The 11,607-nt window shown below is 70.0% G+C and carries 2 protein-coding genes; both read left to right on the plus strand.

What is annotated here, in order from left to right; translation table 11 throughout:
• On the plus strand, positions 1 to 3,675 hold a 3,675-nt coding region (locus tag U9983_RS17160), incomplete at its 5' end, for an amino acid adenylation domain-containing protein (RefSeq protein ID WP_322755005.1).
• 5 nt (positions 3,676 to 3,680) lie between these two features.
• Positions 3,681 to 11,607, plus strand: a 7,927-nt coding sequence (locus U9983_RS17165; RefSeq protein WP_322755008.1) for a non-ribosomal peptide synthetase, incomplete at its 3' end; no start/stop codon positions are given.

The following is an 11,607-nucleotide window of genomic DNA, read 5'->3' on the forward strand; positions in this document are numbered from 1 at the left end:
TTGGCAGTGGTTGTGCTCGACGCGCTGCCGCTGATGTCGAGCGGCAAGCTGGACCGACGAGCTCTGCCTTCCCCCGACTATGCGGCCGGGGGTTCGGTGAGCAGCCGCGGTCCTTCGACGGTACGCGAGGAGTTGTTGTGCGCCGGGTTCGCCGAGGTTCTCGGTGTGGACCGGGTCGGGGTGGATGACGACTTCTTCGCTCTGGGCGGGCATTCGTTGCTGGCCCTGACGCTGGTGGAATGGTTGCGACCGCGCGGGGTGTCGGTTTCGGTGCGGACGCTGTTCCAGACACCGACGGTTGCGGCGTTGGCCGCGGTCGCCGGTCCGGAGCCGGTGCGGGTGCCACCGAATGTGATTCCCGAAGGCGCCGAGGAGATCACTCCGGCGATGCTGCCGCTGGTCGAGCTCACCGAGACCGAGATGGGGCGGGTGCTGGACTGCGTGGACGGCGGTGCGGGTAACCTCGCGGACGTATACCCGCTGGCCCCGCTGCAAGAAGGCATCTTCTTCCACCACCTCATGGGCGGCAACGGCGGCAATGCCGTCTCCGTCGTACCGATAGTCCTCGAGTTCGACTCCCGCAACCGACTGGACCGTTTCCTCGCCGCGCTTGCGCAGGTGGTGGACCGGCACGACATCTATCGCACCGGGATCGTGTGGCGGGGACTACGCGAACCGGTTCAGGCGGTGTGGCGGCGGGCGGTGCTCCCGGTCACCGAGGTTGCCCTGGATCCGCACGGTCCGGACGGCGTGGACCAGTTGCTCGCCGCCGGTGTGTCGTCGATGAACCTGGAACGCGCTCCGTTGCTGCGGGTACACGCCGCCGAAGTGGAGGGCGGCCGGTGTCTCGCCCTGCTCGGCCTGCATCAGATGGTTCGCGACCACAGCACCCTCGAGGCACTTCTCGCCGAGACCCGTACGATCCTCGACGGACGCGGCGACCAGCTCGCCGCGCCGCTACCGTTCCGGGACTTCGTGGCCCAGGCCCGTTGGGGAACGGCCCGCGAGGACCACGCCCGGTACTTCGCCGAGCTGCTCGGCGACGTCACCGAACCGACGGCGCCCTACGGTCTGGTGGACGTCTACGGCGACGGGACATCGGTGGCGAGCGCACGGCTCCCGGTCGACGACGCGGTGGCCGCCCGGGTACGCGACGTGGCGCGGTCGTTGGGGGTGAGCCCGGCAACGATTCTGCATCTGGCCTGGGCTCGCGTACTGGCCGCCGTGTCGAACCGCGATGACGTGGTGTTCGGCACCGTGCTCTTCGGCCGGATGAACGCCGGCGAAGGATCCGGCCGGGTGTTCGGACCCTTCATCAACACCCTGCCGATGCGGGTCCGGGTGGCCGGCTGCGGCGTGCGTGAGGCACTCGAGACGACTCGCCGGCGCCTGGCCGACCTGCTGGCCCATGAGCATGCGCCGCTCTCCCTGGCGCAGCGCGCCTCGGGCGTCGCGGGCAGTACCCCGCTGTTCACCTCGATCTTCAACTACCGCCACAACCAGCTCTCCGCCGGGGGATCGGGTACCGGCATCGACGGCGTCGACGTGCTGATGTACCGCGAACGCACGAACTACCCGCTGACCGTGTCCGTCGACGACCTCGGCGACGGCTTCTCGGTGACCGTCGACGCGCAGGCCCCGGCCGATCCGGAGCGGGTCTGCCGGTTGCTCGTCACCTGTCTGGATCAGCTGGTCGCCGCGGTCGAACAGGACGCTGACACCCGTCTGGAAGACGTCGACGTCCTCGACACCGCCGAATCGCGACGAGTGCTCCAGGAGTGGAACGACACCGCCGCCGAGGTCGACGTGGCGACGATCCCGGAACTGTTCGCCGCGCAGGCGGACCGTACCCCGGACGCCGTCGCGGTGGTCTTCGACGGCGAGGAGCTGACGTACGCCCAGTTCGACGCCCGGTCCAATCGCCTGGCCCGATATCTGACCGGACTGGGCGTCGGGCCGGAGTCGGTCGTCGCGGTCGCGCTGGAGCGTTCCCTGGACCTGCCGGTCGTGCTGCTGGCGGTGTTGAAGGCCGGCGGCGCGTATCTGCCGATCGATCCGGGGTATCCCGCCGCGCGAATCGCGGCGTTGCTCATCGATGCCCGACCGGTATGCCTGCTCACCGGGGAAAGGGTGCGGCAACGGTTGGCCGGACTCGACGGCCCGATGCACCCCCTCGTGCTTGGGCTCGACGCGCCGGATGTCGCGCAGCGGGTGTGCGCGCTCGACGCGACGGCGCTGACCGACGACGAGCGCGGCGGGCCGCTCCTGCCCGATCATCCGGCTTACCTGATCTACACCTCGGGTTCGACGGGCCGACCCAAGGGAGTGATCGTCCCGCACGCGGGGGTCGCCAACCGCCTGGCCTGGATGCAGGACGAGTACGGCTTGTCCAGCGGCGACCGAGTCCTGCAGAAGACGCCCTACGGCTTCGACGTGTCGGTGTGGGAATTCTTCTGGCCGCTGCTGCGCGGTGCCGCGCTCGTGGTGGCCAGGCCCGGTGGGCATCAGGACCCGATCTATCTGGCCAGGCTCATCCGCGACGCGGGCATCACGGTCGTGCACTTCGTCCCGTCGATGCTGGAGGTGTTCTGCCGCGAGCCCGAAGCGGCCCTGTGCACCGGCCTGCGAGCGGTGTTCTGCAGCGGCGAGGCCTTGTCATTCGAATTACGGGACACGTTTCTGCGCGTGCTCGACGTGGGGCTGTTCAACCTTTATGGGCCGACCGAGGCGGCGGTGGACGTCACCGCGGCGCGCTGCCGGGCGGACGACGGGCCGGTCGTCACCATCGGCGGACCGGTCGCCAACACGAGGGTCTACGTGCTCGACGACGCACTCAGGCCGATACCGACCGGGGTCGTCGGAGAGCTGTACCTGGCCGGGGTACAACTGGCCCGCGGATACGCGGGGCAGGCGGGACTGACGTCGCAGCGGTTCGTGGCCTGCCCGTTCGGCGACGCGGGTGACCGGATGTACCGGACCGGGGACCTGGTGCGCTGGAACGCCGCGGGACACCTGGAATACATCGGTCGCACCGACGACCAGGTCAAGATCCGCGGACTGCGTGTCGAACCCGGCGAGATCGCCGCCGTGGTCGCGACACACCCACGCGTCAGGCAAACCGTCGTGACCGTCCGGGAGGACGCTCCCGGAGACAAACGCCTGACCGCCTATGTCGTACCCACTGACGGTGTCGTACCCACTGCCTGCGAGCCCGGCGGCGGTGCGTTGACCGAATCCATCCGCGCACACGTCGGCACGCGTCTGCCGGGGTACCTGGTGCCGGCCGCCGTGGTGTTTCTCGACGGCCTGCCGGTGACCGCGAACGGCAAGCTGGACCGCGCCGCACTGCCCGCCCCGCACTATGACACCGGCGACACCGGCCGTGCCCCGGCAAACCCCCAGGAACAACTGGTGTGCCGCGCCTTCGCCGACGTTCTCGGCCTGCCCGCGGTCGGCGTCGACGACGACTTCTTCACCCTGGGCGGACATTCGCTGCTCGCGACCCAGGTGGCTAGCCGGGTGTGGGCCGAATCGGGGCTGGAGCTATCGATCCGGGAACTGTTCCAGACACCGACGCCGGCCGGGCTCGCAGCCTGGCTCGTCCGCCACGACGTCCAACCCAGGAGACCCAGGCCGGTGCTGCGGCCTCGGCGCCAGCAGGAGGAGTCCCGTTGATCCCGGTGTCGTTTGCCCAGCGGCGGTTGTGGTTTCTGTGGAAGGTCGAGGGGGCCGGCGGCACCTACAACACGCCGCTGGTCGCGCGGCTCACCGGGCGCTTGGACCGGGAGGCACTCGGCGCCGCGCTGCGCGACGTGATCGGCCGCCACGAGGTCCTGCGCACGGTGTTCCCCGCCGTGGACGGGGAGCCGTGCCAGCAGATCCTTGATCTCAAGGAGCTGCGGTGGGACGTGACCGTGGTCGACGCCGACCTTCTCGACGGCGGCTCTCTCGACGCTGGTCCGCCCGCCTTTGACATCGATGTCCCGATCGTCGACGAGGCGCGCCCCGCACTGTCGCGGATGGTGGCGCAGGCGGCGGGGTACCCGTTCGACCTGGAGAGCGAGGTGCCGATCCGGGCGTGGCTGTTCGCCACCGCGCCGGACGAGCACGTGCTGGTCCTGGTCGCGCAGCACATCGCGGTGGACGGTTGGTCGATCGGGCCGCTGTTCGGTGACCTCGCCACGGCCTACGCGGCGCGTACCGCGGGACGTGAACCGGCATGGCTGCCGCTGCCGGTGCAGTACGCGGACTACACCCTGTGGCAGCGCGAGCTGCTCGGTTCCCAGGACGATCCGGACAGCCTGCTGCGTCGTCAGGTGGCCTACTGGCGTCAGGCACTGGCCGGTGCGCCGGAGGAGTTGGCGCTGCCGACGTCCCGCCCGCGACCGGCGGTCGCGGGCCACCGCGGACACCTGATTGACCTGACTGTCCCCGCACAGGTGCACGACAGGTTGCTGACACTGGCCCGGGACCGGGGGATGAGCCTGTTCATGGTGTTGCAGGCAGGCCTGGCCGTCACCTTGTCCCGACTGGGTGCGGGTACCGACGTCCCGATCGGATCGGCGGTGTCCGGCCGTACCGAGACCGGACTCAACGAGGTGATCGGCTGCTTTCTCAACACCCTGGTCATCCGTACGGACCTGTCGGGCGGACCGACGTTCGACGACGTCCTCACCAGGGTCCGCGAGGTCAGCCTCGACGCGCTGGCCCACCAGGACGTGCCGTTCGACCTGTTGGTCGAGGCGCTGGCGCCGACGCGCTCACTGAGCCGGCACCCGTTGTTCCAGGTCATCCTGACGGTGCAGAACCTGGGATCGGTGTTCGAGTTGCCAGGCGTGCGAGTCGACGTGCTGTCGACCGGTCGGCGCGGCGCGAAGTTCGACCTGGACGTGATGGTTGGCGAGGTGTTCACCGCTGACGGCGCGCCCGCCGGAATCGACGGAGTCCTGAAGGCATCGGCGGACCTGTTCGACCGGCCCATGGCCGAACGGATCGCAGCCGGATTCACGCGGGTGCTGACGGCGATCGCCGACGAACCGGACACCCGCGTCGCGGAGCTCGAACTGCTCGACGCGGCCGAGCGTCGACTGGTCCTGGAGGAGTGGAACCGGACGGAGTGCGAGACGCCGGCCGGTACGCTGCTCCAGCGCTTCACGGAGCAGGTTACCCGTACCCCGGAGGCCATCGCCGTCGTGTGCGGCGGCGTCGAGGTCGCCTACCGGGAGCTGGACGCGCGGTCCAGCCGGTTGGCGCACTATCTGCGCGGTGCGGGCGTCGGACCCGAGTCGGTGGTCGGAGTCTGCCTGCGGGGGGGCGCCGAGATGATGGCGGCGATCCTCGGCATCTGGAAGGCGGGGGCGGCCTACCTGCCGGTTGATCCCCAGTTGCCCGCCGACCGCATCGCCTACCTGCTGGCCGACGCCCGGGTGGCGCTGCTGCTCAGTGATGTGGAGGTCGTCGACGACCTGCCCGCAGGACGGATCCGCATGATCGAGGTGGACGACCCGGTCGTGGCGGCCGCGCTCGCGGCACAGCCGCAGACGGCGCCCGACGTGCGCGTCGTGCCCGACGGGCTCGCCTATGTCATTTACACGTCCGGATCCACCGGACGCCCGAAGGGCGTCGCGGTCACCCACAGAGGGCTGAGCAACTACAGCAGCTCCGTACCGCAACGGGTGGGGTTCGGGGCGCCGGGATCGCGGTACGCCCTGCTGCAGCCCCTAGTCACCGACCTCGGGAACACGGTGGCGTTCGCAAGCCTGACGACCGGCGGCGAGCTGCACATCCTCGACGCCGACGCGGTCACCGATCCCCAGGCGGTCGCGGGCTACCTGGCCGAGCACCGGATCGACTGCCTGAAGGCGGTGCCCTCGCACCTGGCCGCGCTGGGTGCCGTGAGCGGCCTGGCCGCACTGGTACCCGGGCGCTCGCTGGTGCTCGGCGGCGAGGCGGCGTCGGCCGACTGGGTACGGCAGTTGGTGGAAGCGGCCGGGGACCGGCAGGTCTTCAACCACTACGGGCCGACGGAGGCCACGATCGGCGTGGCCACCGGGCTGCTAGACGCCGACGCGGTGTCCGGCGGCACCGTGCCGTTGGGCACACCGGTGGCCAACACCCGCATGTATGTGCTCGACGACGGTCTGCTGCCCACGCCGCCCGGCGTGGTCGGGGAGCTTTACCTCGCGGGAGCCCAGCTGGCCCGCGGCTACGTCGGCCGGCCGGATCTGACCGCGCAACGCTTCGTGGCCTGCCCGTTCGGGGGTGCCGGCCAACGGATGTACGGCACCGGGGACCGGGCCAGATGGAACGCGCGAGGCAGGCTGGAGTTCCTCGGCCGCGCTGACGATCAGGTGAAGATCCGCGGGTTTCGGATTGAACCCGGTGAGGTGCAGGCCGTCATCGCGGCGCATCCGGCGGTGGCCCAGGCTGCGGTCATCGCCCGCCAAGATGCCGGGGACACCTGTCTCGTCGCCTACGTCGTAGCTGTTGCCGAGGACGCTGAGGACGCCGCGGTTGCCGCGGTTGCCGCGGTTGCCGAGGACGCTGGAAACCTGGAGTTCGTGACGGCGGTGCGTCAGTTCGCCGCGCAGCGGCTGCCCGACCACATGCTGCCGTCCGCCGTGGTGGTCCTCGAAGCACTGCCGCTGACGGCGAACGGGAAACTCGATCGGAAGGCCCTGCCGGCCCCGGACTACGCGCCCGGTGCGGCCGCGGACGGCCGCGGGCCGTCGAGCCTGCGGGAAGAGGTCCTCTGTGAAGCCTTCGCCGGCGTACTGGGGCTGGACGCGGTCGGAGTGGACGACGACTTCTTCGTCCTCGGCGGGCATTCGCTGCTGGCGGTCTCGCTGGTGGAGCGGCTACGGGTCCGCGGGGTGTCCGTGTCGGTGCGCGCACTGTTCGCGGCGCCGACGCCCGCGACGCTGGCCGCGTCCGTCGGCGCGGAACCCGTCGCGGTACCGCCCAATCTGATCCCGGACGACGCCGAGGCGATCATCCCGGAGATGCTGACGCTGGTGGAGCTGACGCCGAGTGAGATCGAGCGGATGGTCGCCACGGTGGACGGCGGCGCCGCCAACGTGGCGGACGTCTATCCGCTCGCGCCGGTCCAGGATGGCATGCTGTTTCACCACCTCATGGCGCGTCCGGAGCAGCGCGACGTCTACGTGCTGCCCACCGTGCTGGAGTTCGACTCGCGTGCCCGCCTCGACGCGTTCCTGGCCGCGTTACAGCAGGCGGTGAACCGGCACGACATCTACCGGACGGCGTTCGTGTGGCGCGGACTACGTGAGCCGGTACAGGTGGTCTGGCGCCGCGCGACGGTGCCGGTCGTCGAGATCGAGCTGGATGCGCGGGGCGGGGACGCGGTAGCCCAGCTGCTGGGCGCCGCCGGATGGTCGATGGACCTCGAGACGGCGCCGCTCATGGGGGTGCACATCGTCGCCGAACCGGACGGCGGCCCGTGGCTGGCGCTGTTGCAGATTCACCAGATGGTCCGGGACCACACCTCGCTGGAGATCCTGCTCGACGAGATACGGCAGATCCTGAAGGGCCGCGGCGCGCACCTGGCGCCACCGATGCCGTTCCGGGGCTTCGTGGCACAGGCCCGCGAAACCAGGGCGAGTGAGGAACACCGGCGCTACTTCTCCGAACTGCTCGGAGACGTCACCGAGACGACGACCCCCTACGGGCTGGACGACGTGTTCGGCGACGGGATGGCGTCGTTGCAGGGCCGGCTACCGGTCGACGACGCGCTGTCCGCGCGGCTGCGGGACGTAGCTCGGGCTCTGGGCCTGAGCCGGGCGACCATCTTCCACCTGGCCTGGGCGCGGGTGTTGGCCGCGGTGTCGGGGCGCGATGACGTCGTTTTCGGCACCGTGCTCGTCGGCCGGATGAACGCCGGGGCTGGGGCGGACCGGGTGCAGGGCGTGTTCATCAACACTCTGCCGGTCCGGGTGCGGGTGGACCGGACCGGCACGCTTGCCGCCCTGACCGCGCTGCGCCGCCAACTGGCCGACCTGCTGGCCCACGAGCACGTACCGCTGGTCGTGGCCCAGCAGGCAAGCGGCATCCCCGGCCAGAACCCGATGCTCTTTACCACGCTGTTCAACTACCGGCACAACCAGACCTCCGTTCAGGACACCGGCACCGATCTGACCGGCGTCAAGGTCCGCTACATCTGGGCGCGTACCAACTACCCGCTGTCGGTTTCGGTCGACGACGACCGCGACGGCATCCGCCTGACCGTGGACTCGCTGGCCCCGGCCGATCCGGACGCGGTGTGCCGGATGCTGCACAACGTCGTCGAGGCCATGGTGCCCGCATTGGATGCCGCGGTGAACGGCGGCCCGGACATCCCGTTCGTCGACCTGGATGTGCTCGGCGAGCGGGAGCGTCGCCGGCTGGTGGTGGAGCGCAACGACACCGCGCCCGAGGTGCCCGCCACGTCGATACCCGAGTTGTTCGCGGCGCAGGCCACCCTGACCCCGGACGCGGTTGCCCTGGTATGCGCCGGTGAGGAGCTGTCCTACGCGGAGTTGGACGCGCGCGCGAATCGGCTGGCCCGGTCTCTGGTGAGGTCGGGAGTGGGCCCCGAGGCGCTGGTCGCGGTGTGCCTGGCGCGCGGTGTCGATCTTGTGATCGCGCTTCTGGCCGTGCTTAAGGCGGGCGGGGCGTACCTTCCGATCGATCCGGCATATCCGAGTGACCGGATCGCCTACCTGTTGGCCGACGCCGAACCCGTGATCGTTCTGGCCGGAACCGACGCCGTTGCGCGCCTGCCCGAGCATGTGGACGTGCCTGTGGTGCTGCTCGGCGATCCCGGCTTCGACCCGGAGCTGGCGGAGCGGGAACCGGCGGGACCGTGCCGGAGCGACCCGGTCGGTCCGCTGCTGCCCGATCATCCAGCATACGTGATCTACACCTCCGGCTCCAGTGGACACCCCAAGGGTGTCGCGGTCACCCATCGCAACGTGGTCGGCCTGTTTGCCGCGACGCAGGGGCTGTTCGGGTTTGGTCCGGATGACGTGTGGAGCTGGTTTCATTCGTTCGCGTTCGACTTCTCGGTGTGGGAACTGTGGGGTGCACTGTTGTCCGGCGGCCGGGTGGTGGTGGTCCCGTTCGACGTCTCCCGGTCTCCGCAGGAGTTCTGGGGCCTGCTTGACCGCGAGCGCGTCACGGTACTGAGCCAGACTCCGTCGGCGTTTTATCAGTTGATGGCCGCTGAGGCGGATCTGCCGGCGATCCGGTCGGCGGACCAGTCGCTGCGGGTGGTGGTCTTCGGCGGCGAGGCGTTGGAGCCGGCGAAGCTGGCCCCCTGGTGGGCCCGGCGTCCGCACGGCGGGCCACGCCTGGTCAATATGTTCGGGATCACCGAGACAACGGTGCATGTCACGTTCCATGAGCTGACGGCGGACCATGTCGCGGCTCGGAGCGTGATCGGGCGGGCACTCCCGGGTCTTCGCGTGTTCGTGGTCGCTGATGCTCTCGTTCCGGCGCCGGTGGGAGTTACCGGCGAGATCTACGTGGCCGGGTACGGGCTGGCCCGCGGTTACCCGGGACAGCCGGGACTGTCGGCGGAGCGGTTCGTCGCGTGCCCGTTCGGTGAGCCGGGCGAGCGGATGTACCGGAGCGGGGATCTTGGGCGGTGGACGGCCGACGGGACGCTGGAGTATCTGGGTCGTGCCGACGATCAGGTGAAGATCCGGGGGTTCCGGATCGAGCCGGGCGAGATCGAGGCGGTGCTGGCGTCGCATCCCGGCGTGCGCAACGCGGCGGTCGTCGTCCGTGCGGATGTCGCCGGAGACAGGCGCCTAGTGGCGTATGTCGTACCGGATTCTGAGGGCGGCGCCTCTGAGCGGGGTGCCTCTGAGCGGGGTGACATGGTCGGCCTACCGGCCGCTGTGCGGGAGTTCACCGCGCATCGCCTGCCGGACTATATGGTGCCCTCGGCGGTGGTGGTGCTCGACGCGCTGCCGTTGACGGTGAACGGGAAGCTTGACCGCAGGGCTCTGCCATCCCCCGACGCAGGGGCCGCGGGCCACACGAGTGGCCGCGGCCCGATCTCGGTACGCGAGGAGCTGCTGTGCGTGGCGTTCGCCGAGATCCTCGGCGTGGACGCCGTCGGCGTCGACGACGACTTCTTTGCCCTGGGCGGACATTCTCTGCTGGCGGTGCGGCTCACCAGCCGGGTGCGCGTGGTGCTGGGCGTGGAGATGTCGGTACGGGCGCTGTTCCTCACTCCGACACCTGCGAGCCTGGCCGCGGCGCTGGCCGGGTCCGCCCCGGGCCGGGTGGCACTCGCGGTGCGGGAGCGTCCCGAGCTGGTGCCGTTGTCGTTCGCGCAGCGTCGGTTGTGGTTCCTGGGACAGCTGGACGGGCCGAGCACCACCTACAACATCTCCATCGCGCTGCGGCTTTCCGGTGCCGTGGACCGCGACGCGTTGGGTCGTGCCCTGCGGGATGTGATCGGCCGGCATGAGGTGCTGCGCACGGTGTTCGGTGTGGTCGACGGCGAGCCGTTCCAGAAGGTACTTCCGGTCGAGCGGACAGGGTTCGACCTCGAGATAGCCGACGTCGCCGAGGCGGACCTCGATGACGCGATCGCGACGGTGGTCAACCACGTCTTCGACCTAGCGGTCGAGATACCCATCCGGGCACGCTTGCTGGGGACCGTCGCGGACGAGCACGTGCTGGCGATGGTCGTCCACCACATCGCCACGGACGGATGGTCCGCCAGCATCCTCGGACGTGATGTCACCGAGGCCTACGTGGCTCGGTGCGAGGGGCGTGAGCCGCAGTGGGTGCCGTTGCCGGTGCAGTACGCGGACTACGCGCTGTGGGAAGGCGAACTGCTCGGCGCCGATGACGACCCCGACAGCGTGCTGTCGTGCCAGGTGGCGTATTGGCGGCAGGCCCTGGCCGGCTCAGCCGAAGAGTTGGAACTGCCTTTCGACCGGCCGCGCCCGGCGGCCTCCAGTTTCCACGGGCACGCCGTGCCGTTGGACGTTCCCGTCGACCTGCACGCGCGTCTGCAGACGGTCGCCCGGGAGCAGGGCGTCACCGTGTTCATGGCGATTCAGGCGGTCCTGGCGGTCGCCCTGGCCAAGCTGGGCGCGGGCACGGACATCCCGATCGGTGCGGCCAACGCCGGGCGTACCGATGTCGCGCTGAACGATCTGGTCGGGTTCTTTGTCAACACCCTGGTCTTACGTACTGATCTGTCGGGTGACCCGACGTTCGCCGAGGTGCTGTCCCGGGTTCGGGATGTGAGCCTGGCCGGATTTGAGCATCAGGACGTGCCGTTCGAGCGGCTCGTGGAGGAGCTGGCCCCGGAGCGGTCCCTGTCCCGGCACCCCCTGTTCCAGGTGGAACTGACGGTGCAGAACAACGTCCGCGCCGTCTTGGACCTGCCCGGCGTCCGAGCCGCGCGACTGCCGGCCGGGACGGCGAGGGCGACTGCCGATCTGATGGTGAATGTCGGCGAGACGTGGGACGAGGCTGCGGCCCCCGCGGGGATACGCGGGTTCCTGACCGGGGCCGCGGACGTGTTCGAGGCCGGGTCCGTGGAGCGGATCGCGGCGTGCTGGTTCAGGGTGCTCGAACAGCTCG

This window comes from Protofrankia sp. Cas3 (genome assembly GCF_963555955.1).
GTDB lineage: Bacteria > Actinomycetota > Actinomycetes > Frankiales > Frankiaceae > Protofrankia.